Source organism: Paraburkholderia humisilvae (genome assembly GCF_902859855.1).
Lineage (GTDB): Bacteria > Pseudomonadota > Gammaproteobacteria > Burkholderiales > Burkholderiaceae > Paraburkholderia > Paraburkholderia humisilvae.
This window is the reverse complement of sequence record NZ_CADIKH010000004.1, coordinates 229446-253198: the sequence shown is the minus strand read 5'-3', so window position 1 is coordinate 253198 and position 23753 is coordinate 229446. Positions and strand designations below refer to the sequence as shown.

The following is a 23753-nucleotide window of genomic DNA, read 5'->3' as shown; positions in this document are numbered from 1 at the left end:
CTATCGGTGCATTGGCACGCCGCGCTGCCGCGCATCGAAAGCCGTATGCAACAGTGTCTCCACGCTCGCGAGCAGCGTCTCGCGCGCGACCGGCTTGTGCAGCGTGCATTCGCACCGGATATTGGCCGGGATGTCCGGCGACGCGCTCCACAAGATAACCGGCACATCGTCGAGCGACGGATCGGCCTTGATCGCGAGACATACTTCGATACCATCCATCTCCGGCATCATCAGATCGGTGATCACCAGCGCCGGGTGCAGGCGATGCGCGAGTTCGACGCCTGCGCGCGCCTCGATCGCGGTGACGACGTGAAATCCTTCCAGTTCCAGCAGAAGAGCCCACGCAGAAAGCAAATCCTGTTCGTCGTCGATGAGGAGAATAGTTGGTAGGCGGGTGTCCGAAAGTGCTGTGGCCATCATCGGTCTACGATTATGTGCATGGAGTGATGCGGCGATTGAGGCAACCTAAACATAGTGGCCGCACGCATGACGCGTGCCATCGGTCTCCGACCGGCTCCTGCCCCGCTTCCTGCACGACAGGCCGTGCAACGGCGCCCGCGGCGGCTCACGCCTGCTGCAAGGGCCTGCGTGACCATCACGTGAACGTCGCGCGACACGCGCGTCTGCGTTGAACACGCTGTCTGCGCGATCCCGTCCATGCGTGCGCGCACTGAAATGCGTACGGCAAGCGCGCAAAATCTATCTTTGTTTGTAAGTCCGGGCAACAACGGTTGTTGACGGATTCACCGTCAGAGGGGACGCGAAACGCGCCGCGCGGTGCGATTTCATCCGCTGATTTGGCTGTTTGCGCAATGCCGCATGCGGCGTTGCGCGCGTAGCGCCGGGCACGCGGTTTGCTGCGCCCACCGCGGTTCGGCATATCGGTTCGGCACATCGATCGCCCGCATCCCTCACTCGTTTGTTCCGCGCGTGATATCGCGCGTACCTCAACGCATTTTGTCAACGAAGGCTGTCCATGCCATACGACCGACGCATTTCCGAAGGCTTGCCGTTTCCGCTTGGCGCCACATGGGACGGCAAGGGCGTGAACTTCGCGCTCTTTTCCGCCCATGCGACCAAAGTGGAACTGTGTCTGTTCGACACGAGAGGCAAGCGCGAAGTGGAGCGCATCGAACTGCCGGAATACACCGATGAAGTGTGGCACGTGCATGTCGCGGGTCTGCCCGCGGGCACCGTCTACGGCTATCGCGTGCATGGACCTTACGAGCCCGAAGCGGGGCACCGCTTCAACCCGCACAAGCTGCTGCTCGATCCGTATGCGAAGGCGCACGTCGGCGCGCTGCGCTGGCACCCGGCGCTGTTCGGTTACACGCTCAACGCGAAAGGCGACAATCCGGATCTCACGTTTGACAAGCGTGACAGCGCCGCGTACATGCCGAAGTGCGAGGTGGTCGATCAGACTTTCAACTGGACTCACCCGACGCGCATTCGCGTGCCGTGGGAGCGCACGATCGTCTATGAGACGCATGTGCGCGGTTATACGAAGCGGCACCCGGGCGTACCCGTGAAAATGCGCGGCACGTTCGACGGTCTGGCGCAGAAAGCGGTCATCGATCACATCCGGCGCCTGGGTGTGACGTCGCTCGAACTGATGCCGATCCACGCGTTCGTCAACGACAGCTATCTGCTCGACAAAGGCCTGACGAACTACTGGGGCTACAGCACGATCGGCTTTTTTGCCGCCGATCCGCGTTATTTCGCGCGCGGCCCGGGCGTGGTCGCCGAGTTCAAGGAAATGGTGGACCGGCTGCACGACGTCGGGCTCGAAGTGATTCTCGACGTGGTCTATAACCACACCGCCGAAGGCAACGAGCGCGGGCCCACGCTGTCGTTTCGCGGCATCGATAACGCTTCGTACTACCGTTTGATGCCGGAGCAGAACCGCTATTACATCAACGACACCGGCACCGGCAACACATTGAACCTGTCGCATCCGCGCGTGCTGCAAATGGTGACCGACAGCTTGCGCTACTGGATGACCGAGATGAACGTCGACGGCTTCCGGTTCGATCTCGCGACCATTCTGGGCCGCGAGCCGTACGGTTTCGACGAAGGCGGCGGCTTTCTCGACAGTTGCCGGCAGGACCCGGTGCTGGCGAGCGCAAAGCTGATTGCCGAGCCATGGGATTGCGGGCCGGGCGGCTATCAGGTCGGCGGCTTCCCGCCAGGCTGGGCCGAGTGGAACGACCGCTTCCGCGATACGGTGCGCTCGTTCTGGAAAGGCGACGAAGGCTACGCGGCGGATCTCGCGACGCGGCTGACCGCATCGGGCGATTTCTTCAACCGGCGCGGCAGGCGGCCATGGGCGAGCGTGAATTTCGTCACCGCGCACGACGGCTTTACGCTGCAGGACCTCGTGTCGTACAACGATCGCCATAACGAAGCGAACGGCGAGAACAACAACGATGGCCACGGCCATAACCGTTCGTGGAACTGCGGTGTTGAAGGGCCGACCGACGACCCCGAAGTGAACGTGCTGCGCGAACGGCAGAAGCGCAATATGCTCGCGACGCTGCTGTTCTCACAAGGCACGCCGATGATGCTCGCCGGCGACGAGTTCGGCCGCACGCAGCACGGCAACAACAACGCGTACTGCCAGGACGACGAGATCAGTTGGGTCGACTGGGAAGGCATCGACGAACGCGGCCGTGCGCTGATCGCGTTCGTGCGCAAGTTGACGGCGCTGCGTCACGCGTTGCCGGTGCTGCGGCGCGGGCGCTTCCTGACCGGCGAGACGCGCGTGCTGACGCTGCTGCCGGAGGTCGATGAGGTGGCTAATGCTAATGGGGTGGCCGACAAGGACGCCCATGCCGAACCCGATGGTGAAGCCAACCGGGACCTGGAAGTGAAGGACGTGAAATGGCTGAGCCCCGCGGGCGTGGAACTGGCCAACGAGCAGTGGAGCGATCCGGCGATGCGCTGCTTCGGGCTGGTGATCGACGGCCGCGCGCAGGCGAGCGGTATTCGCCGGCCGGCATCGGACGCGACGCTGCTCGTGGTGATCAACGCGTATCACGACGTTGTCGATTTCACGCTGCCCGAGGTGCCGGGCAGCGACACATGGAGCTGCCTGATCGACACGAACGCGCCGGAGCGCGACGAATTGTCCGAGTTCGGCTCAGGCGATGTGTATCAGGTGACGGGCCGCTCGCTGCTGCTGTTCGCGCTGCACGCGCAAGGCGAGACGCAGCATGTGTTCGACCGGCTCGAAGAGCGGCTCACCGGATAGGCGTCATGCGCGGCGCGCGGTGTCCTCGAGCACCGCTTGCGCGGACGCATTGCCGTTCCATGCGGTGCCTTGCGTGGCCGTCGACGCACGCCGTGTGGAGCCCCGCCGTCCCACCGTCTCGACGCCGTGCCCCGCATTCGCCGCCTGCGTGGCTTTTGCCGCTTCGATCGTTTGGTCCAGAGCGCGCTGTGCCGGCCGCGCATCGGTGAGTTCCGCATAAAGCTGAAGGTAGCGAGCGGCCGGCCGCGCCCACCCGAACTCCGCCTGCATCGCATTGCGTTGCAGCGCATGCCACGAAGACGGCCGCACGAACGCCTCGAGTGCGCGGTCCAATGCCGCGGTGATGTCGCTCGTGGTTTCGCCGTCGAACAGGAAGCCGGTTGCGCCGTCCTCGGGCAAGCCGAGCTCGGGCGAACGTGCCGGTTCGTAGTCGACGATCGTATCGACAAGGCCCCCGACCCGCGACGCGATCGGAATCGTGCCATAGCGCATCGCATACATTTGCGTGAGTCCGCACGGCTCGAAGCGGCTGCCATGCAGCAGCATGTCCGCGCCGGCATGCAGCTTGTGCGCAGTCGTTTCGTCGTAACCGATCTGTACGCCGACCCGCTGCGGCCACACTGCGGCCAGCGCGCGTGCCGCCTGCTCGAGATGCAGGTCGCCTTTGCCGAGTATCGTCACCTGCAGCCGCGGATGCCGCGCAAGCGCCATCGGCAGCGCCGCGGCGACCACGTCCGCGAGTTTCTGCGCGGCGAGCCGGCTGCCGATCGCAACGAGCGGCGCAAACGGATCGACCGCGAGGCCGAAACGCTGCTGCAGATCGCGCTTGCAGGCCTGCTTGCCGCGCACATCGGTGGCCGAATAGTTGCGCGCGAGGTGCGGGTCGGTGTCAGGGTCCCACGCGTTGCCGTCAATGCCATTCGTGATGCCGGACAGCTTGTGCGAGCACGCTTGCAACACGCCTTCCATCCGGTGCCCGAAGCGCGACGTGAGAATTTCGCGCGCATAGGTTTCGCTGACCGTGGTGACGCGATCGGCGTGCACGATGCCGGCCTTCATCGGGCTCAACGCGTGGTAGAACTCGATGCTGCGCTCGTCGCTGAGCGCCGGTGCGAGCAGTTCGTCGGGCACGCCAAGCCAGCTGCCGAGTGCGAGCGGGCAATTGCCCTGGAACGCGAGATTGTGAATCGTGAATACGCTTTTCGCGGCCACGCCAGCGAGTTTCATCATCAGCGGCGTGAGTGCCGCATGCCAGTCGTGCGCGTGCACGATATCAGGCCGTTTGACGCCGCGCACGCCGCGCGCAATGCGAGCGGCCGCCGCGGCGAGCGATGCGAAGCGCACCGTGTTGTCGAGATAGTCGCGGCCGTGCGTGTCCATATACAGGTGCTCGCGCCGGAACAGATGTTCCATCTGCAGCAGCAGCACCGGCACGCCGGAGTCGGGCATGTGCGCGCGCAACAGGCGCGCATCGCCGCCCGGCAGGCCGCTGATCCGGCACACGGGTGTCACGCCTGCCGCACGTTCGAGCGCCGACGGATAGGCGGGCAGCAGGATCGATACATCGACGCCCGCCTCGCGCAAGGCGGCCGCATAGCCGCTCACCATATCGCCGAGGCCGCCGGTTTTGGCGAGTGGCATGGCCTCCGAGGCGACGAGAAGAACGTTCAACGTCAAGATGGACTCCGCGCGAAAGGAAAGAGTAGGGGCTGGGGTGATTCGTGAGATGAAGCTGTGGATGAAGGCATCCGCAAACCGGTGATGCAAGGCGTCGGATGGCTTACGGCGGTTCGTTCCGCTGGCCGTGCGGCGCGCGCTGCGGTGCAACGCAAAGGACATGCCATGGAGCTTCGGGCTGGCACGCGTCGCACCGCGGCGGGCGCGCAGTTGCGCCGCGCGCCGCGCGCACGCCGATCGCGCATGGGCGTGTGTTTGCGCCGTTGCGGGGAGCCGTAACGGCGCATGCGTTTCGCGGCGCGTGTTGCCGTGCCGGATGTAATTTCCGCTTGGCGCCGCGGCGGCTTTTACATAGACGATTGCGCCGCGGCGTCAGCATGGGTGTGGGCGTCCTCTATCAGATGTCGAGTCGCGACACCTTGGTGCCTTCGAGCGATACGCCGGCCATCAGGCCCGCGTTGGTCAGCACGAACGCCTGGACCGGCGCGGTCGCGGTCGACGAATCGATATTGCCGTTTGCGCCGACCTTCACGACCGCGACGGTCGCGTCTCCGCCGACTGCCCAGCCGTCGCGACTGCGGAAGTCGTCGAGCGCCTGCTGGGTCATGAAGCAGAAAATGATCGCTTTCGACTGGGCGCCGGCTTGCAGCCCGAACGAGCCTGCCGCGGTGCTGTAGTAGCCGACGGTATGGCCACCGACGCGCAGCGAGCCGGTGCCGTACTCGCCGCCGACCACGAAGCCCGCCTGCACGACCGACGGGAACACCAGCACGCCGCGCGCTTTCGCGACCAGTTCGTGTGAACCGTTGACCGTCGAATAGAGACGCGACAGCGTCGCATCGACGTCGTGATCGATCGAGCGGCGCTTGTCGACGTTGCCGGCGGTGCTCGAGGCCGCACTCGGCGAGGTCGTCGTGCAGCCGGCCATCGCAAAGCCGCCTGCGGCGAGAGCGGCGCCGCCCGTCAGAATGAACTTTCTTCTTTGCATCATGATTCTCCTGTAAGCGTGAGGCGCGTGGATGCGCATTGAATGCACCGATATCCCTAGCACGCTGTGTGCCCGATTGCTTGCGCTCGCGTCCCGTTCAACGCTTACCGTCCTTCGCATCTGTCCTCCCGTCCGTAGACATCGACACCGCTTGCTTCAGTAACGCGAGCAACCGCTGCGGTGTCAGCGGCTTCGCGCAGTGCGCATCGAATCCGGCTTCACGGGCACGTTCACGATCGCTATGCGATGCGTAACCGGTACACGCGATGAGCAGCATGTGCGACGTCGACGGTGTCGCACGCAGGCGGCGCGCAAGCTCGAGACCGTCGACGCCCGGCATCGCGATATCGAGCACGACCGCGAACGGCTGCCATTGCGCGGCGATCACGCAGACGCTCAATGCTTCGTGCATCGCGCGGCACTCGAAGCCGTTCGCGCTGAGCAGCCATTGCAGCGCGTCGGCCGCATCCGGGTAGTCGTCGACGACGAGCACGCGGCGGTGGTCGGCAAGCGCCTCACCAATCGGCCGCCATTGCAACTCGTCCTGATCTTCCTGCAGGTTAGTGCGTGCGCTCATCCGTGTCTCCCTGGTCTTATAGCTTGCTAGCGGAAATGCACGGTCAAGCAAGCCTCGGACCCAGCGCGCTCGCTCATTACATTATTAAAGTTTTATTTCTTTTCGATTTATTCACGCTGATCCGGCAAATATGCGCTTTAAGGTTTTAGAAAATATGGTTGTGCATACGTGAAACGATTTCACAAATTCTTCTTAATTTATAAGGAGACTCCATTCCGAAAACGACGCGGCGATTTATTCAAGCGCTGCGAATGATCGGTTTGACTAAAGAGTGGGATATCGAACATGGACGGAGACAATCGCGCGAAGCGGGGAGCGGCATGTGTCGCTCTGCTCACGAGCTTGATGCTCGCGGCATGCGGTGCGGACTCGGGCAACACGGACGCGGCCAACAAAGCGTCCGTAACCGGTGAATCGGCCGATTTCGGACAAAGTCCGTCCCGTTACCAAAGCGCCGCGCTGCAACTATCGGCGGGCGCATCCGTACCGCTTGCGCAATTGCAGGCGCCGCCACTGACCAATGCCGCGCCGGGCAGCGCGGTCGCCAGCGCACAGGCGAGTATCGCAGCCGATGCGCAACAGGTCGCGCCGGTGATGCGCTACGCACCCGACGACAGCAGCAACAACTGATTCACGCCTGACGCTTGCGCATCAGGTGCAGCCGCCATTCCCCCCCGCCAGTAGGTGACAAAACCATGACTGCAAATAGCCGCCGCCGTTTTCTACAAACCGTTGCTTCATCCGCCGGCGCGGCCGTTGCGATGACCGCGCTGCCGGACTCGATCCGCAGGGCGCTCGCCGTTCCGGCCGCATCGCGCACGGGCACGATCAACGATATCGAGCATATCGTCGTGTTCATGCAGGAGAACCGTTCTTTTGACCACTACTTCGGCCATATGCGTGGCGTGCGCGGTTATAACGACCGCTTCCCGATCCCGCTGCCGGGTGGCAACCCGGTGTGGTTCCAGCCGTCGAAGGAGGACCCGACCAAGCCGGTATTGCCGTTTCACCTCGACACACTGACGACCAGCGCGCAGTGTCTCGGCGACCTCGACCACAACTGGTATCCGACGCACGCCGCGATCAACAACGGCGTCTACAACCAGTGGCCCGCGAACAAGACGGACATGACGATGGGCTACCACCTGCGTACCGACATTCCGTTTCACTACGCGCTGGCCGATGCGTTCACTGTCTGCGATGCGTACTACTGCTCGATGCCCGGGCCGACGCACCCGAACCGCGCGTACCTGATGACCGGTATGGTCGACCCGACCGGCACGCAAGGCGGCCCGCTGCTCGACAACAATGACTTTGTCGATGGCGACGGGCCGCCGAAGTATCAACTGCTGTCGTGGACCACGTATCCGGAGCGCCTCGATAAAGCGGGCATCTCGTGGCAGGTCTACCAGCAAGGGCTGAATGGCAGCGATCCGCTGAATGGCAACTACGGCACGAACATCCTGCAGAACTTCGCGAACTTCATCAATGCGCAGCCGGGCTCGTCGCTGTACCAGCGCGCGCAGACCGTGCGCACGATCGACGACCTGAAGTCCGATGTGCTCGCGAACAAGCTGCCGCAGGTGTCGTGGCTGTGCCCGCCGGCCGCGTACTCGGAACATCCGTCGTACACGCCCGCGTACGGCGCGGAGTACACGTCGATGATTCTCGACGCGCTGACGTCGAACCCGGAGGTGTGGAGCAAGACGGTGCTCTTCATCATGTACGACGAGAACGACGGTTTCTTCGATCACGTGCCGCCGCCGCAAGTGCCGACCACGCGCGCGCAGGGTCTGTCGACGGTCACGACCGAAGGCGAGATCCACAATGTGATCAACCCGGCCGGCCGTGGCGGCAACTACACGGTCGACAACCTGCCGTATGGTCTCGGCACGCGCGTGCCGATGACGATCGTGTCGCCGTGGACGAAGGGCGGCTTCGCGTGCTCGGAGGTATTCGACCACACGTCGGTGATCCGCTTTATCGAAGCGCGTTTTGGCGTGAAAGAGCCGAACATCACCAAATGGCGCCGTGCGGTGTGCGGCGACCTGACCTCGGCCTTCGACTTCCGTACGCCCGATGCGACGATGCCGGCGCTGCCCGACACCAGCAACTACAAGTCGATCGCGGACAACCAGTGCGCGACGCAGCCGAAGCCCGTCGTGCCCGCGGTGCCGGGCCCGATCGTGCCGCAGGAGCCGGGCATCCGCTTCGCGCGCGCGTTGCCGTACGAACTGCATGTGAACGGCAAGGTCAACGAGAAGCGCAATGTGCTGGAACTGGTGATGGGCAACACGGGCACGGTCGGCGCGCACTTCTATGTGTACTCGTCGCTGCGCACGGATGGTCCGTGGCGCTATACGGTCGAAGCGAACAAATCGATCACCGAAACGTTCGACCTGTCGATCAACAACGGCGCATACGCGTTCACGGTGTACGGTCCCAATGGCTTTGTGCGCCGCTTCAATGGCGATCTGAACGCGGACATGGTGGCGGCCGCGGCGGGCAAGGGCAAGAAGAAGATGGCCATACCCGAAGTCAAGACGCATTACGACGTCGCGAACGGCAACCTGGTGCTGCGCTTCACCAACAAGGGCAACGCGAATGCGCGTCTGTCGGTGTCCGACAATGCGTACGGCGCGCTCGCGCGTCCGGTGATCGTGCCGCAGAACGAGACGGTCGAAGAGAAGTTCGTGCTTGCGTCGAGCCACCACTGGTACGACCTGACGGTCACCGATAACGACGACCCGGCGTTTCAGCGCCGCCTCGCGGGCCACGTCGAGACCGGCAAGCCGAGCATCACGGACCCGGCTGCGGTCGCGCCGGTGATGACGGCTTCGTAAAAGCCGCACTGCAACGAGCGGATGTCGCCCCGCAGCGGTCTTGCATCGCTTCGGGGCGAATGCTTGCTGGCTGACGCATCCGGATGCGTCAGCCGGAAATGGAAATGAAGTAGAACGGTTCTATAAAAAGAGAATGATAATTTGCTGACAATACGTCATTCACGGACTCTCGCCTTTTAAAAGGCGGAATTACATTGTTTTAATAACGTCAGCTTCTTCCAATGAATTATTAATAAATCGCCGCGTCAGCCAACGGATCAATATTTCAAATGGCTTTCCAAAAAATGAGCCGTGCGCCGAACGCCTACGTCAGCCTGTCCGTTCGACGAGCCGGGGCGGTAAAGGCGCCGCGGTCGTCGCCGCATGCACGCAAAGCTCGACGAGTTCCGCGAAGCTGTTCGCGCTCACGGTGCCGGTGAGCGTGGTTTCACCGTCGCGCTCCGACAGCCCGCCGATGCCGACCACGAGCGACGCGGAAGGTGCGCGCTCGCGGATGCGCCGCACCAGATTACGCAGATAAGGCGACGCCTCGGATGCGTCGAGCGCGACCACGCACAAGATCGGCGTGTTTTCGATGCCGGCCGAATCGATGCTGCCTTTCCTGAGCTGCGCGTACTGCGCGGCGGAGACAGGCAGGCCGCGGTAGCCCAGCAATTGCACGGCGATGGCGTTGGCCACATCGTCGAACGCACCGCGTCCCGCGATACATACGACGCGCATGCCCGGCTGCCACTGCGCTTGCGGGTTCGCCCCACCTGTGTGCGCCGCTGGCGCGTCGCCTTCGGCCTGCGGCTGCAACGGCGCTGCTGCGGGCGGCGACTCGGGCGCCTGTTCGAGGTTCTCGACGATATCGAGCAGCGTCTCGTTCATCCGGGTGAGCTGATCGGGCGTGAACACGCCGCGCAGCGCGTCGTTGCGCGCGAGTCGCAGACCTTCGCGCGCCACGTCGTCGTAGTACTGCACGAGCGGCATCTCCTTGAGCAGCCGGTCAGCCTGTGCGACCGCTTCGAGCGGATCGTCGGCGAGCAGACGCTGGTAGAAATTCTGCGCCGGCGTGAGCGCGGGTTGGTCGCCGAGCAGCACGGTGAGGAATTTGAGGCGCTCCGCATAGCGGCCGAGTGTGACGAGACACAGCGTCAGCGGCGTCGACAGCACGAGGCCCACCGGTCCCCACAGCCAGCTCCAGAAGATCGCGGCGACCACCACTGCGAGCGGTGACAGCCCCGAGCTATGCCCGTAGAGCAGCGGCTCGACCACTTGCCCCGCGACCACGTCGACGACCACGAACAGCGCGATCGTCGCGACCGCCATCGACCATTGCGGCTGGATCGCGGCGGCGAGAATCACGGCGAGCAGCGCGGCGATCCATGTACCGATGTAAGGCACGAAGCGCAGTAACGCGGTCAACACGCCAAACAGCAGCGCGCCCGGCACGCCGATAATCGCGAGTCCGACCGCGATCAGCGAGCCCGCGCCGACATTGACTCCCAATTGCGCGACAAAGTAGCGCGAGAGCCGCGTCGCCGCATCGTTGATGGCCGTGGTCGTGCGGTGCAGGTCGCGCGCGCCGAACAGGCGGATCAGCCGGTCGCGCAGATCTTCGCGCTGCAACAGGATGAAGATCGTCACGACCAGCACGATGAACATGGTCTCGAGCGGGCCGACCACCGGCGAGAACACCCTTTGTGCGAGTTGCAGCGGCGAAGGCATCGGTTCGTGCACTTCGACCGGCATCGGTGCGGCAGCCGACGGCTTCGACGTGCGGCCGGCTTCGTGCGGCGGATTCGGCGGACGATCGGGCGTCACGCGCGCGAGCGCGCTGGCCGCGCGTGCCAGTAGTGCGTCGGCGCGGCCGACGGTCTTTTCCTGCACGGTCTCGATCTTCAATTCGATCGCCGCCTGATATTGCGGCAGCGAGCCGGCGAGCTGCGCGACCTGCGCGGCGATCAGCGTGCCGATGCCGAGCAGCGTAACCAGCGCGACCAGCACCGCGACGAAGATCGATGGCAATTGTCCGAAGCGCAGGCGTCTGAGCAGGCCGACGAGCGGGGCGAGCAGAAAGCTCAACAGCACGGCCAGCGTGATCGGCATCAGCACTTCGCGGCCGAAATACAGGCCGCAAACCACCACGACGGCGGTAATCGTCGACGTCAGCCCGAGCATGCCGGGCACGCCTGGCGGGTAGACGCGATTCGACGGTCGTTGCGGCGGTAGCGGCAGTTTCATGATGATCCAGGTGCGGCGCGGGCGGCTTCGCTCGGTATCGTTCGAGAATGCGCTTCGTTTTCGCGGACGGCCTCATGCATCAAGCAAGACATGCGCCTGGCACGTATCGCGCACTGTGCGTGTGCAGGCCATTCAAGCGCCTGCGTTCAGTCTACGCCGGCTGTGAGACACGCAACGCGCGCCGATGTGCGATGCATAAAAGCGAAACGGCCGCCGCAAATTTACTCGCGACGTTTGGCTTACGCGGTGCGACGTTTTTGTCGGATTGATCGCGCTGGATGGCGTTCGACGCGTTTCGCGCCGTTCGGCGAGCGTGCTGTAGCGACAGCATGCTTTGTCGCGCCGTTAAGCCGTTGCTAAAGAAAGCGTTGCAACCTGCCGATATGCTGGCATCTTCTTTCATGACAAGTGACCGACCATGATCGTGCAAGGTGTTCCTGGTGTAACCGCGAGCGGTCCTGCCAACACGAGCTCGAACGCGGCGCAGGGCACGTCCGCCAATCAGGATGCGGGCAGCGGCAAGAGCAGCACGTCCGCGACCGATACGTCCGGTTCGCAGCCGGCAACGTCGGGCACGTCGTCGACTGCGCCGACGTCCGGCTCGGGCAAGGCGAAGGCGGGCGGCGGCGCAGGTGCGGCGGGCGGCGGTTCAAGCTCGTCGAGCCCGGCGATCGGCGCGCTTCAGCAGCTCATCAAGAGTTTGCAGCAGGAACTGGCCGCGGTGGAGGCGCAAATCGCGGCGCTATCGCGCCAAACCGGGCCCGATGGCACACCTAACCCGGCCGTCAACTCATTGCAGGGTGAGGCGTCAACGATACAAGGAGCGATCGGGGCCGCGACCGGGCAACTCGCGCAATTGCTGGCCGCGCAGGGGAAAACGTCCGGATCGCTGGTCAACGACCAGGCGTAGGCGCCTCTCTTGCGGTTTTCTATTGCGACCCTGCTCGATGCGGCCTTTGGGCCGCTTTTGTTTGCGCACGACATTCGCGTCTGGACCACGCAGGTCAGCGGGTCGTAACGGACTGGCCGGTTCGATGCTTTTGTACGCCAGCGAACCGGACCGCCACCGCGAACGCAGCGGCGGACACGAGCGACACAAGCAACACGGTCCACTCGACCGGGACATAGTTGTGTCCGATTGCCCAGATCAACGCTGCGGAAATCGGCGCGACGCCCTTTGCGACATTCGACGGCATCGACAGCAGCCCGCTGATCGCACCGTAGCCTTCCGTCCACATGACGTCCTGCACGATGGTCCCGCGCAGAATGGTCATCATTCCGTTCGCGCCGCCATACACGGTCGCGAACAGAATCAGCCAGGCGGACGATTGGCCGGCGACCATCAGGATGACGACCGAAGCGGGGAACGCAGTCGTGATGATTACGCCCATGGTCGATGGCCGAACGTTGCGGCCGATCGTGAACCAGAGAATGCGGGCAAGCACCTGTGCCGGACCGATGACCGCCATCGTTGCAAGCATCACCGCCGGTGAGACCTTGCGTTCGGTCATCAGCGGAACGAGATGAAACGTCAGGGCCGCGAACGTGGAATAGTAAGCGGTAAAGCAAACGGCCAGTGCCCAGAAGGTCGGCGTGCGTAGCGCCCGCTGCGTGGAGGCTGCGGGCGTCCGCCGGTGGGATGCCTTGTGATCGGCATGGCCGGCGCGCGCGTTGTCAGGTCCGATCGCGAGCGCGTTGAACGGCAAGCAGATTGCCAGATTGATCGCGGCGAGCGCGAGCAGCGCGTCGCGCCAGCCCACTGCGTTCACGAGGCTCTGGGTGAGCGGGATAAAGACCGTGCTGGCGAAGCCGCCGACCAGCGTGATCAGCGTGATCTTCGTGCGAAAGCTGTCGGGGAAGTTGCGCGTGATGATGGCGAACACCGGATCGTAGAGCGTCGCCGCCATCGCGATGCCGAGACCGATCCAGACGATGAATAGCGTGACGAGGCTGTGCGCCTGCGACCAAAGCGCGAGCATCGCCGTTGCGAGCACGGAACCCCAGATCATCACCTGCCGGCCGTGGCCATGATCGATCCAGACGCCGACCGGCCACGCGGCGAGCCCCGATACGAGCAGGCCAACGGAAAGGGCCGCGTTCGTGGCCATGCGGCTCCATCCCATCGCGCTTTCCATCGGCACGACGAACAGCGAGAAAGCGTAGTAGATCGCACCCCACGCGACCAGCTGTGCGGCCGCGAGCGCCCATATCGCGGCGTGGTCACCCGCTGATTTTGCCGTCATGGATTGAAGTGTCGAAAATGAGCGGCAAGACTCATACGCGTTGCGTTCGGCGCGTTTCGTACCAATGTTGCGAACGGTTCACGATGCCGACGACCAGTAACATCACCGGCACTTCGATCAACACCCCGACGACAGTGGCGAGGGCGGCACCCGAATGAAAACCGAACAGGCTGATTGCGGTTGCGACGGCCAGTTCGAAGAAGTTGCTTGCGCCAATCAGGCTCGAGGGGCCGGCGACGCAGTGCGCGACCCCGAGCCGTCGGTTAAGCACATACGCCAGCCCCGAATTGACGAACACCTGAACCAGAATCGGCACCGCAAGCATGGCGATCACGAGCGGCCCCCTGACAATCGCCTGCCCCTGAAACGCAAAGAGCAGCACGAGTGTCGCGAGCAGTGCGCATATCGAATATGGCGCAACGCGTGCGACGACTCGCCGGAAATGCGCATCGCCGTGCGCAAGCAGCCGCCGCCGCGCCACTTGCGCGATGATGACCGGGACGACGATGTAGAGCACGACCGACATGATCAGCGTGTCCCACGGCACCGTAATCGCCGACAGGCCGAGCAGCAGCGCGACCAGCGGCGCAAACGCGACGACCATGATCGAGTCGTTCAGCGCAACCTGTGACAGCGTGAAGTAAGGGTCGCCCCTGCACAGTTGCGACCACACGAACACCATCGCCGTGCAAGGCGCCGCGGCAAGCAGAATCAGGCCGGCGATATAGCTGTCGAGCTGATCAGCGGGAAGCCACGGTGCGAATATATGCCGGACGAAGACCCACCCGAGCAGCGCCATCGAAAACGGTTTGACCAGCCAGTTGACGAACAGCGTGACGCCGATGCCGCGCCATTGGTTTCGGACCTGCGCCATCGCTGAAAAGTCGATCTTGACCAGCATCGGGACGATCATGACCCAGATCAGCACGCCAACCGGCAGGTTGACGTGTGCGAACTCCATACGGCCGATGGTCTGAAAAAATTGCGGAAGAACCTGTCCGAGCGCGATGCCGATCACGATGCAAAGCGCGACCCAGGCCGTCAGGTAGCGCTCGAAAAGGCCGATAGCCGGCCGCGCGACATGCGCCGCGGCGGCATCAGTGTTGCTCATTCGGTGCCTCTACCGGGCTCGCTCCGATCACCTGCATTTCATGCTGGATCGTATTGTGGTCGAGCACGTGCAGCGGCAGATTCACGAACTGGCTGACGCGGTTCATGATTTGCCTGAAGACTTTGTCGAACACCTTGCGCTTGTCTTCGTCGCTGCCCTGGAATGCGGCCGGATCTTCGAAGCCCCAATGTGCGGTGATCGGCTTGCCCGGCCAGATCGGGCAGACTTCGCCTGCGGCCTGATCGCAGACGGTAATCACGAAATCCATCGCTGGTGCGTCGGGCGTCGCGAATTCGTCCCAGCTCTTGCTGCGCAAACGCGACGTGTCATAGCCGAGCGCCGCGCAGCGCTCGACAGCAAACGGATTGACCGTGCCGGTAGGGTGGCTGCCCGCGCTGTATGCGCGAAAGTGGCCTTTGCCCAGCGCATTGAACAGGGCCTCAGCCATGATGCTGCGTGAGCTGTTGCCGGTGCAAAGGATGAGGATTGACCAAACCTTGTCGTTCACGCGCGGCCCCGGAAACTCACAACCGACTCGACCGGCGTGCAGCACGCCGCCGACGCTTGCCGTGGCTCGTGCGACTGCCCATACACCGGCGCGCTTTCAAGCGTGCGGAACGTTTCCCATGCGACACCTTGCGGGTCGACGGTCCATGCCTTGTCGGACTTCGCGTAGCAGCATGTCGTGCCGGTCTGCGTTTGCACGGGCAACTGTGCGGCCGCAAAGCGGGCGTTCATTTCCGCGAGCTCCGCATCCGTCTCGACCTGAATGCCGACATGATCGATGCCCGGCTTCGCGCCGCGCTGCGAGATGGCGAAGTTCATGGCCGGATCGGTCAATTCCCACTTGCAGTAATCGCTCTTGATCACAGTGGGCTCGACATCGCCGAACATCGCGCGATAGAACCGGATGCTATCCGCGAGATTCTCGACCGACACGTGAAGGTGCATGCGCTTCATGGCTTGTCTCCGCAACAGGAAGAGAGGTCGCTTGCCGCGCAGTTCGTGCCGGCACAGCAGTTTTCGGTCAGATAGGCTATGAGGCCTGTCATCGCGTCGAAATTGGCCGTGTAGATGACAAAGCGTCCTTCCTGTCGTGGCTTGACCAGTTCCGCGTGGGACAGGTCCTTCAGATGAAACGACAGGCTTGACGGGGCGAGCCCCAGTTGCTGCGCAATTTCGCCGGCCGGCATACCGTCCGGACCGGCCACGACTAGCGCGCGAAAAATGGCGAGCCGCGACTCATGGGCGAGTGCGCCCAATGCGCGTACGACGAGGTTCGTATCCATGCGAGCAGGATACATCATTCATTTCGATATTTCAATAATTATCGAAATGACGTGGATTGCACATCGCGCTGCGTGAACTTCGCCACGCAGCGCGATGTGTTCAGACCGAATGTGAACGCAATGCTTTAGCGCCTGCCCGCACACATGCCGCTCAGTGTTCCGCCTTCAGCAGCGCCGCCGCATTCCTCAGCGCGGTGCGCAGCCCTTCTTCGACGACCGGGTGGTAGAACGGCATGTCGAGCATCGCATCGACGGTGAGGTTCATCTGCAGCGCCCACGCAAGCAGATGCGCAATGTGCTCGGCGTCCGGACCGATCCACTCGGCGCCGACGAAGCGGCGCGTCGCCTTGTCGACGTACACGTGCATCAGTCCGCGATTGCGCAACATCACGCGGCTACGGCCCTGGTCTTCGAAGCTCACCTCGCCGGCGACGAAACTGCCCGCCGCAAGGTCCGCGTGCCGGGCGCCGACCATCGCGATGCCAGGGTCTGAGAACAGCACCGAGATCGGCGCGCGGCGCACGAGCGGCGCGACGTTCGGGTAACGCGCTGCGTTGCTGCCGGCCGCGCGGCCTTCATCCGCGGCTTCGTGCAAGAGCGGCAGCACACCGTTCGCGTCGCCGGCGATAAACACCGGATGCGCGCCTGCCTGCAGCGTCACCGGGTCGTAGACCGGCATCCCGTGGCTGTCGAGTTCGAGCGTGGTGTTGCCGAGCGCGAGTCGGCCCATATTCGGCCGGCGGCCGGCGGTGACGAGCACGTAGTCGTACGAATCGTCGACCAGTGTGCCGTCGCTCGCGCGATAACGCAGATGGACGGTGTCACCGTCGCGCGTCGCCGCTTCGACTTCCGCGCGCGGCTCGAAATGCAACGCATCGCTGAACACCTTCTGCGCGTAGTCGCGAATCGCCGGGTCCGTCAACGGACCGACGCGGCCGCGCGCACCGAGCACCGTCACGTCGACACCGAGACGCGCTAGCGCCTGGCTGAGCTCGAGACCGATCACGCCGGCGCCGATTACCGCAATCTTGCGCGGCAGATCGTCCCAGCTGAACACATCGTCATTGACGATCGCGCGATCGCCGAGTGCGCGATACATCGCTGGCACGTACGGCGACGAACCGGTCGCGATCACCACGCTGCGCGCCTGCACGCGGGTGTGGTCGCCGACTTGCAGCCAGTTATCGTCGATAAACTTCGCATAACCGATCACGCGGTCTTCCGCAGGTATCCCTTCGACGCTGTCGACCACGAAGCCGACAAAGCGATCGCGCTCACTTTTCACGCGGCGCATCACTTCGCGCCCGTCGATCCGAATCGCGCCGTCGACGTGCACGCCGAACGGCGCCGTGCTGGAGGCCGCATGCGCGGCCTCGGCGGCTGCGATCAACAGCTTGGACGGCATACAGCCGACCCGCGCACAGGTAGTGCCGTAAGGGCCGCCTTCGATCAGCAGCGCCGATGCGCCCGCCGCCTTCGCGGCGCGGTATGCCGGCAAACCGGCGCTGCCCGCGCCGATCACTGCGACATCGATCTTGATCGTCTTCATCTATTGCTCCAATTCGTTGAATGCATCGCGCCTGGCCGGAAAGCCGTTGACCCTGCGCCGCGCCGTCGTCCAGTAAAATCGGGCTGCATTGGATGCCACCAATGTACGTCGAGCATCACGGCATGCGAATTCGCTAACGGATCAACAAATTGCTCAAACGACTCATATGGATCTGCTCAGCCGTTTTCTCTCGCTGACACCGGTCAACGGACGCATCGATGAACGCTGCCGTTTCGGCTCGCCATGGGTGGTCGAGGTCGGCTCCGCGGGTGTTCAGGAGATTCCGTATCACGTGCTGCTGGCGGGCGAGGCGGTGCTCGAGGACGGCAATGGCCCCCCGCGCACGCTGACGGCGGGCGACGTGATCCTGTTCCCGACCGGCGCCGCGCACCGGATTCACGACGGCAGCGGTGTGCAGCCCGGCCCAGCGGTCAGGCGCCGGAATATCACGCTGACGGTGGTCGAAAACGGCGGCTCGGGGCCGGCCGCGGATCTGTTATGCGGACGCTTTCTGGTCGGCGCGATGCCGGACCGGCTGCTGCGCGAACATCTGCCGGCGCGGCTGGTGGTGAGTACCGGGTCGATTGCGAAGCACGCGCCGCAACGCGAGCCCGATAGCGTGGCGCTCGATGCGGCGCGCGACGAAGCCGCTGGCGCAACGCGCATCGCGGATATCGCGGGCGAAGCCAGCCAGATCGACGCCACGGACGGCGATGCGCAAGCCAGCGTGGGCACGAGCGCGGACACCAAGGCGGGCACCAGCGCGGACACCAGCGCGGCGCAGCCGACCGTGGCCGGCTCGCGGCTCGCGCGCATCGTCGCGCTAATGCGCGAGGAGGCAGTCGATGAAAGCCCCGGCAGCGAATGCCTGATCAACTATCTGTCCGCCGCGCTGTTCGCGTTGACACTGCGCTTTGCGAGCGAAGCCGCAGACGCACCGCGTGGCCTGCTAGCGCTCGCCGGGCAGCCGCGCTTGCAGCCTGCGTTATCCGCGATGTTCGAAGCGCCAGGCAAACCGTGGACGCTTGATCAGTTCGCTGCGTTATGCCATATGTCCCGCGCGACCTTCGTGCGGCAGTTCCAGGAGGCGATCGGCCGTTCCGCGACCGACATGCTGACCGAAGTGCGTTTGACGATCGCCGGCCGCGCGTTGCTGCAGACGTCGGAGTCGGTCGCCGAGATCGGTGCGACGATCGGCTATCAGTCCGAGGCGGCGTTTCAGCGGGTGTTCAAGCGGCATCTCGGCGTCACGCCCGCGCGCTGGCGCGCAACGGGCGGCGATACGCTAGCGAGGTAAACGACGCGACACACCTCGTGCGGCCGTGCAGGTGTCCTGCACTTCGCGCGTTGCCTGTTTTCATCCTCTTTCATCCGCTTCTTCTCCCTCCGCGGCGGCAACACCCCATGCCTTGCGCGCACGGCGCCGTTCGTTCGGCCGCCGCTGCTTGCCCGCGCGCGCTGTGTCGAAGCGCAGTCAACTCGCTTGAGCCGATCGAGCAGTTTGTTGATCCGCGCTGCCATTAACGGACGGCGAGTCAACACTTAAAGTTCCATCACCCCGTCAGCTGACGGAAGCAAAGTTCAAGAAACCGATTTGGTTGCATTTTCAACAATTCACAGTCTTAAGGAGAAACACCATGGCGCGCGTTCAATCCCTGTCGATCGGCCAAGCCCCCGCTTCTGCGCAAGCGTCGTTGCACGCGGTCGAAAAAGCAATGGGCTTTCTGCCGAACTCGTTCAGGATCCTCGCGAATTCGCCTGCGGCGCTGGGCGCGTATCTGCAAGCGCAACAACAGCTGTCGAAGGGCGAACTGAGCGCCGCCGAACGCGAGACGGTCGCGCTCGCGGTATCGCAAGTGAGCAACTGTGAGTACTGTCTTGCCGCGCATTCGCTGTTTGCCAGCAAGGCGGGCTTGTCGGACGACGCGATTCGCGCCGCGCGTGATGGCGAAGGCAATGCGATCGCGGTATTCGCGAGCAAGGTTGCGAGCCAGCGCGGTCGGCTGAGCGATGGCGACATCGCGGCAGCACGCGACGCAGGGATCACGGACAGCAGGATTGTCGAGATCATCGCTGTTGCGGCGCAACTGACCTTCACGAACTTCCTGAACAACGTTGCGCGACCGGACGTGGACTTTCCGGCGGTTGAAGCTTGAATGCGGGTTCAGTTGCGTCAGTCCCAACCCTTTGCAAACCGAGAGGCGGTGCGTGTCCGCGCGCACCGCATGCTTGATATGAAACCGGAATTCAAGGAGATGACCATGCCTGCAATCACCGTCTACACGAAACCGACCTGCCCGTATTGTCTTGCTGCGAAAGCGCTGCTGCGCAAAAAGGGCGCGGCGTTCAGCGAGATCGACATCGAAGGCGATCGCGCGAAAGCGCTCGAAATGATGGAACGCAGTGGACGCCGGACCGTGCCGCAAATCTATGTGGGCGATACGCACGTCGGCGGTTATGACGATCTGCGTGCGCTGGAGTCGCAAGGCGGTCTCGAGCCGCTGCTTGCCGCGCGGGTCTGAAGGTCGCAGCGCGGCCGGTGAGCGATGGTTGTCCGCTCGCACGACCACGCATTGTCGACGCAACGCGTTTTACCTGCGACGCTTCTTCCACGCATAATCGGCGGGCGGGTCCGCCACCCCTGGCTGCCCGACCGAATGCGGATTCTCGCTGCATAGCGACACGAAGCCGACGTCGCCTCCCGCCGCCTGTTTCTTTCGTAACTCCTCAGCAAACGCAAGCGCCCGCGTCAATTCGCTGCTGTCGAACAGCTCGAAGCGCGCGGTGCCACCGTGCGATGCATTGTCACTGAGCGCCTCGCGCCTCTCCAGCCAGTACACGACGAACATAAGTTCCTTCCGGTTTCCGAATCGCCGCCAGGTTGCGATTGCTGCGCCTGCACGAAGCCTCACTGCGCTTCGAGCACCGATCATGTAGCATCGAATCTGCGCCGGCAAGGCCGGACGCGGGCTCCGGGGACCACCGCGCGGCAGGTGTCGGGTACGAGCCGCCCCGCCCGCCGCGCGCCTGTAAGGGGCAACCCGTGCGTGCCGGCCAGTGCGTACCAGGCGGTGCGTGTCGACAGCAAGCCGGCGTTTTCTTACGCGAATCCTTCCACACGGAGTTCATATGGCACGGCAAGTCTGTGACATCTGCGGCGTCAGGCCTGCGAGCGTGCGGCTCGCGGTGCTCCAGAGCGGGCGCAGGCGGATTCTCGATGTATGCGATTACCACTACGAGCAGCTTACGCGGCACCAGCGCACGCTGTCGCCGCTCGAAGCGCTGTTCCGCAGCGACATCCCCGAGCAGATCGACGAACTGGACGACGCAGCGACCTTCCGGCGGCCCGTACCGCAACGCGTCGAGGGCGCTGAAGCGGTGATCAATATCGAGCGGCACTTTAGCGATCTGGCAAAAGAAATGCTTCAGCGTGCGGCGGAGCGCGCAGTGCAGTTCGGCCGCCGTGAAGTCGACACCGAGCATCTGCTCTACGAGCTTGCCGACAACGCGGTCATCATTTCAATTCTGAAAAACCTGGGCATCTCGGCAACCGACGTGCGCGCGTATATCGACACGAACGCGCCGAAGCGTACCGATGTCGAGCCGCCGCCGGACAGCGAGATCGGCGTCACGCCCTGCCTGAAGAGCGCGCTCGAGCGCGCGTTTCTCGCGTCTCGCGAACTCGGCCACAGCTACGTCAGCGCCGAGCATCTGTTAATCGGCCTGGCGGAAGTGAACAACAGTTTCGCGAGCAACCTGTTCGTGAAATACGGCCTCGACACGCAGGCGCTGCGCCAGCAAACGCTCGCCGCGATCGGTCCGAGCATGAAGCGCGAGACGATCGCCGCGCCGTCGAATACGCCGCAGCTCGATAAATACAGCCGCGATCTGACCGCGCTTGCGCGCGACGGCCGGCTCGACCCGGTGATCGGCCGCTCGAGTGAAATCGAAACGCTCGTTGAGGTGCTCGCGCGGCGCCGCAAGAACAATCCGGTGCTGATCGGCGAGCCGGGTGTCGGCAAGACCGCGGTCGTCGAAGGGCTGGCGCAGCGGATGGTGAACGGCGACGTGCCCGAATCGCTGCGCGACAAGCGTCTCGTCGAACTCAACGTGAACTCGCTGGTGGCTGGCGCGAAGTTTCGCGGCGAGTTCGAAGAGCGCGTGAAGCAACTGCTTGAGGAGATCACCGCGAACCTCGGTTCGCTCGTGCTGTTCGTCGACGAAGTGCATACGATCGTCGGCGCGGGGCAAGGCGGCGGTGAGGGCGGCCTCGATATCGCGAATGTGTTCAAGCCCGCGATGTCGCGCGGCGAACTGAACCTGATCGGCGCGACGACCCTGTCCGAATATCAGAAGTACATCGAAAAGGACGCGGCGCTCGAACGGCGCTTCCAGCCGGTGCTCGTGCCCGAGCCGAGTGTGGTCCAGACTATCAATATCTTGCGAGGGCTGCGCGACAGGCTCGAAGCGCATCACCGCGTGACCATTCAGGACGATGCGATCGTCGGCGCGGCCGAACTGTCGGATCGCTATATCACCGGGCGTTTTTTGCCGGACAAGGCGATCGATCTGATCGACCAGGCGGCCGCGCGCGTGCACCTGTCGGCGACGTCGCGCCCGGCGGCGATCCTCGAACTCGAAGCCGAACTGGCGCAAATGCATCGCGAGCAGGACTACGCGGCATCGCGCAAGCAGTACGAGCGAGCTCATGCGCTCGACGGCGAGATTGCCGACAAGCAGCGCGCGTTGAGCGACGCGACCGATGCGTGGAAGACCAGCCTGGGGGCGAACACGTCGCACGTGACGGTGATGAATATCGCCGAAATCGTCGCGAAGCTGACCGGCATTCCGGTCGCGCAGTTGACCACGGAGGAACGCGAACGCTTGCTGAATATGGAGGAGCGTTTGCACGAGCGGGTGATCGGCCAGGACCAGGCGGTGCAGGCGGTCAGCGACGCGGTGCGCCGCTCGCGCACCGGCTTGCAGGCGCGCCACCGGCCGACCGCGGTGTTCCTGTTTCTCGGCCCGACGGGTGTCGGCAAAACCGAGCTCGCGAAGGCGCTTGCGGAAGTGGTGTTCGGCGACGAAGAAGCGATGCTGCGTATCGACATGAGCGAATACATGGAACGGCACGCGGTGTCGCGGCTAATTGGCTCGCCGCCGGGTTACGTCGGGCACGACGAAGGCGGGCAATTGACCGAGCGTGTGCGGCGCCGTCCGTACAGTGTGATTCTGTTCGACGAGATCGAAAAGGCGCACCCGGACGTGTACAACGTGCTGCTGCAAGTGTTCGACGATGGACGCTTGACCGACGGCAAAGGGCGCGTGGTCGACTTCAGCAACACGCTTATTATCGCGACCAGCAATCTGGGCTCGGAAGTGATCGGCGGACAGATGCGTTCGGGCCCGGGTTTCCTGAGCGGCGACGCGGTGACGACGGTGCAAAGCGGCGTCATGAACGTGTTGCGGCAGCACTTCCGGCCGGAGTTCCTGAATCGCATCGACGACATCATCCTGTTCAAGGCGCTGACCCGCGACGAGACGCGGCATGTCGTGCGGCTGCAGCTCGAACAGGTGAAGCGTCTCGCGAGCAGCCAGGACATCGATCTCGAGTTCGACGATTCGGTGGTCGACTTTCTCGCGACGGAAGGCTACCGGCCGGAGTTCGGCGCGCGCGAGTTGCGGCGGCAGATCCGGCAGCTGATTGAGAATGAGCTGGCGAAGGAGATGCTGAAGGGCGACATCGGCGAAGGCTCGCACATTCTGTGTGCGTACGATGCGGATGCACAGCGCGTGAAGTTTACGACGACTGCAGCGACGCCGCAGAAGGGGGCTCAGCGAACTGGGGCTGCGGAAAAGCAGTCCGGGCTGAGGCTGTCGCTCGAGCCGCGTGAAGGACGTCGCGACGACAGGTCGCCGCCGGAAGCGGCGAATTCATAGCGCGGTGTGGCGTGGCAGGGAAGTGAGCGGCAGGCTGGCGGTAGGTGCAGCCGGCCGCTT

The 23753-nt window shown here is 63.9% G+C and carries 20 protein-coding genes; 8 read left to right on the top strand and 12 right to left on the bottom strand.

Translation table 11 applies throughout. The features are described from left to right. Nucleotides 1–417, bottom strand: coding sequence for a response regulator (locus HV796_RS05695; RefSeq protein WP_281369761.1), 417 nt, complete (start codon nt 415–417; stop codon nt 1–3). Between the two features lie 559 nt (nt 418–976). Between HV796_RS05695 and glgX the strand changes: the two genes are divergently transcribed. Then, nucleotides 977–3250, top strand: coding sequence for a glycogen debranching protein GlgX (gene glgX, locus HV796_RS05690; protein ID WP_175225478.1), 2274 nt, complete (start codon nt 977–979; stop codon nt 3248–3250). 3 nt (nt 3251–3253) lie between these two features. Here glgX and glgA read toward each other — a convergent pair whose 3' ends face one another. From glgA to HV796_RS05675, 3 genes are all read right to left on the bottom strand, one after another. Continuing rightward, nucleotides 3254–4927 (bottom strand): glycogen synthase GlgA, encoded by a 1674-nt coding sequence (gene glgA, locus HV796_RS05685; RefSeq protein ID WP_175225477.1) that lies wholly within the window; start codon nt 4925–4927, stop codon nt 3254–3256. Nucleotides 4928–5324: 397 nt separating this feature from the next. After that, nucleotides 5325–5915, bottom strand: a complete 591-nt coding sequence (locus HV796_RS05680; RefSeq protein WP_175225558.1) for a BPSL1445 family SYLF domain-containing lipoprotein — start codon at nt 5913–5915, stop codon at nt 5325–5327. Nucleotides 5916–6012: 97 nt separating this feature from the next. After that, the gene (locus HV796_RS05675; RefSeq protein WP_175225476.1) at nt 6013–6492 is read right to left on the bottom strand and encodes a response regulator; all 480 of its coding nucleotides are present in this window, start codon (nt 6490–6492) and stop codon (nt 6013–6015) included. Between the two features lie 285 nt (nt 6493–6777). Here HV796_RS05675 and HV796_RS05670 point away from each other — a divergent pair, with 285 nt between their 5' ends. Both HV796_RS05670 and HV796_RS05665 read left to right on the top strand, forming a co-directional pair. Further along, nucleotides 6778–7122 carry a hypothetical protein gene (locus HV796_RS05670; RefSeq protein ID WP_175225475.1) on the top strand — a complete coding sequence of 115 codons (345 nt, stop codon included), beginning with the start codon at nt 6778–6780 and terminating at the stop codon, nt 7120–7122. Between the two features lie 65 nt (nt 7123–7187). Continuing rightward, nucleotides 7188–9335 carry a phosphocholine-specific phospholipase C gene (locus HV796_RS05665; RefSeq protein WP_175225474.1) on the top strand — a complete coding sequence of 716 codons (2148 nt, stop codon included), beginning with the start codon at nt 7188–7190 and terminating at the stop codon, nt 9333–9335. Between the two features lie 309 nt (nt 9336–9644). Here HV796_RS05665 and HV796_RS05660 read toward each other — a convergent pair whose 3' ends face one another. After that, nucleotides 9645–11561 (bottom strand): AI-2E family transporter, encoded by a 1917-nt coding sequence (locus HV796_RS05660; protein ID WP_175225473.1) that lies wholly within the window; start codon nt 11559–11561, stop codon nt 9645–9647. Nucleotides 11562–11985: 424 nt separating this feature from the next. Between HV796_RS05660 and HV796_RS05655 the strand changes: the two genes are divergently transcribed. Beyond that, nucleotides 11986–12471, top strand: a complete 486-nt coding sequence (locus tag HV796_RS05655) for a hypothetical protein (RefSeq protein ID WP_175225472.1) — start codon at nt 11986–11988, stop codon at nt 12469–12471. 94 nt (nt 12472–12565) lie between these two features. Here HV796_RS05655 and HV796_RS05650 read toward each other — a convergent pair whose 3' ends face one another. From HV796_RS05650 to HV796_RS05625, 6 genes are all read right to left on the bottom strand, one after another. Further along, nucleotides 12566–13804: an MFS transporter gene (locus HV796_RS05650; RefSeq protein WP_175225471.1), complete on the bottom strand. Its 1239-nt coding sequence runs from the start codon at nt 13802–13804 to the stop codon at nt 12566–12568. 31 nt (nt 13805–13835) lie between these two features. Beyond that, on the bottom strand, nt 13836–14915 hold the full coding sequence (gene arsB / locus HV796_RS05645) for an ACR3 family arsenite efflux transporter (RefSeq protein ID WP_175225470.1): 1080 nt from the start codon (nt 14913–14915) through the stop codon (nt 13836–13838). Next, the gene (locus HV796_RS05640) at nt 14902–15423 is read right to left on the bottom strand and encodes an arsenate reductase ArsC (protein ID WP_175225469.1); all 522 of its coding nucleotides are present in this window, start codon (nt 15421–15423) and stop codon (nt 14902–14904) included. The genes arsB and HV796_RS05640 overlap by 14 nt, the downstream gene beginning before the upstream one ends. Then, entirely contained in the window at nt 15420–15875 is a 456-nt protein-coding gene (locus HV796_RS05635; protein WP_175225468.1) for an ArsI/CadI family heavy metal resistance metalloenzyme, read from the bottom strand. Before HV796_RS05635 ends, HV796_RS05640 begins: the two co-directional genes overlap by 4 nt. Further along, nucleotides 15872–16204, bottom strand: a complete 333-nt coding sequence (locus tag HV796_RS05630; RefSeq protein WP_175225557.1) for an ArsR/SmtB family transcription factor — start codon at nt 16202–16204, stop codon at nt 15872–15874. The genes HV796_RS05635 and HV796_RS05630 overlap by 4 nt, the downstream gene beginning before the upstream one ends. A 151-nt stretch (nt 16205–16355) precedes the next feature. After that, nucleotides 16356–17753 (bottom strand): dihydrolipoyl dehydrogenase, encoded by a 1398-nt coding sequence (locus HV796_RS05625; RefSeq protein ID WP_175225467.1) that lies wholly within the window; start codon nt 17751–17753, stop codon nt 16356–16358. 166 nt (nt 17754–17919) lie between these two features. Here HV796_RS05625 and HV796_RS05620 point away from each other — a divergent pair, with 166 nt between their 5' ends. The 3 genes from HV796_RS05620 (at nt 17920) to grxC (ending at nt 20275) form a co-directional block, all read left to right on the top strand. Continuing rightward, nucleotides 17920–19050, top strand: coding sequence for an AraC family transcriptional regulator (locus HV796_RS05620; protein WP_175225466.1), 1131 nt, complete (start codon nt 17920–17922; stop codon nt 19048–19050). Nucleotides 19051–19390: 340 nt separating this feature from the next. After that, nucleotides 19391–19909 (top strand): carboxymuconolactone decarboxylase family protein, encoded by a 519-nt coding sequence (locus HV796_RS05615; RefSeq protein ID WP_175225465.1) that lies wholly within the window; start codon nt 19391–19393, stop codon nt 19907–19909. A gap of 105 nt (nt 19910–20014) precedes the next feature. After that, nucleotides 20015–20275: a glutaredoxin 3 gene (gene grxC, locus HV796_RS05610; RefSeq protein ID WP_175225464.1), complete on the top strand. Its 261-nt coding sequence runs from the start codon at nt 20015–20017 to the stop codon at nt 20273–20275. Between the two features lie 69 nt (nt 20276–20344). Here grxC and HV796_RS05605 read toward each other — a convergent pair whose 3' ends face one another. Then, nucleotides 20345–20602 (bottom strand): hypothetical protein, encoded by a 258-nt coding sequence (locus HV796_RS05605; RefSeq protein WP_175225463.1) that lies wholly within the window; start codon nt 20600–20602, stop codon nt 20345–20347. Between the two features lie 280 nt (nt 20603–20882). Between HV796_RS05605 and HV796_RS05600 the strand changes: the two genes are divergently transcribed. Beyond that, nucleotides 20883–23693 carry an ATP-dependent Clp protease ATP-binding subunit gene (locus HV796_RS05600; RefSeq protein ID WP_175225462.1) on the top strand — a complete coding sequence of 937 codons (2811 nt, stop codon included), beginning with the start codon at nt 20883–20885 and terminating at the stop codon, nt 23691–23693. Nucleotides 23694–23753 lie beyond the last annotated feature (60 nt).

What these genes read in the sequence shown, in the direction of transcription:
- HV796_RS05605 (WP_175225463.1), bottom strand. Translation starts at nt 20,602, where the DNA reads ATGTTCGTCGTGTACTGGCTGGAGAGGCGCGAGGCGCTCAGTGACAAT.
- grxC (WP_175225464.1), top strand. Translation starts at nt 20,015, where the DNA reads ATGCCTGCAATCACCGTCTACACGAAACCGACCTGCCCGTATTGTCTT.
- HV796_RS05650 (WP_175225471.1), bottom strand. Translation starts at nt 13,804, where the DNA reads ATGACGGCAAAATCAGCGGGTGACCACGCCGCGATATGGGCGCTCGCG.
- HV796_RS05600 (WP_175225462.1), top strand. Translation starts at nt 20,883, where the DNA reads ATGGCACGGCAAGTCTGTGACATCTGCGGCGTCAGGCCTGCGAGCGTG.
- HV796_RS05675 (WP_175225476.1), bottom strand. Translation starts at nt 6,492, where the DNA reads ATGAGCGCACGCACTAACCTGCAGGAAGATCAGGACGAGTTGCAATGG.
- HV796_RS05630 (WP_175225557.1), bottom strand. Translation starts at nt 16,204, where the DNA reads ATGGATACGAACCTCGTCGTACGCGCATTGGGCGCACTCGCCCATGAG.
- HV796_RS05665 (WP_175225474.1), top strand. Translation starts at nt 7,188, where the DNA reads ATGACTGCAAATAGCCGCCGCCGTTTTCTACAAACCGTTGCTTCATCC.
- HV796_RS05680 (WP_175225558.1), bottom strand. Translation starts at nt 5,915, where the DNA reads ATGCAAAGAAGAAAGTTCATTCTGACGGGCGGCGCCGCTCTCGCCGCA.
- HV796_RS05625 (WP_175225467.1), bottom strand. Translation starts at nt 17,753, where the DNA reads ATGAAGACGATCAAGATCGATGTCGCAGTGATCGGCGCGGGCAGCGCC.
- HV796_RS05660 (WP_175225473.1), bottom strand. Translation starts at nt 11,561, where the DNA reads ATGAAACTGCCGCTACCGCCGCAACGACCGTCGAATCGCGTCTACCCG.
- HV796_RS05620 (WP_175225466.1), top strand. Translation starts at nt 17,920, where the DNA reads ATGGATCTGCTCAGCCGTTTTCTCTCGCTGACACCGGTCAACGGACGC.
- HV796_RS05670 (WP_175225475.1), top strand. Translation starts at nt 6,778, where the DNA reads ATGGACGGAGACAATCGCGCGAAGCGGGGAGCGGCATGTGTCGCTCTG.
- arsB (WP_175225470.1), bottom strand. Translation starts at nt 14,915, where the DNA reads ATGAGCAACACTGATGCCGCCGCGGCGCATGTCGCGCGGCCGGCTATC.
- HV796_RS05615 (WP_175225465.1), top strand. Translation starts at nt 19,391, where the DNA reads ATGGCGCGCGTTCAATCCCTGTCGATCGGCCAAGCCCCCGCTTCTGCG.
- HV796_RS05635 (WP_175225468.1), bottom strand. Translation starts at nt 15,875, where the DNA reads ATGAAGCGCATGCACCTTCACGTGTCGGTCGAGAATCTCGCGGATAGC.
- glgX (WP_175225478.1), top strand. Translation starts at nt 977, where the DNA reads ATGCCATACGACCGACGCATTTCCGAAGGCTTGCCGTTTCCGCTTGGC.
- HV796_RS05695 (WP_281369761.1), bottom strand. Translation starts at nt 417, where the DNA reads ATGGCCACAGCACTTTCGGACACCCGCCTACCAACTATTCTCCTCATC.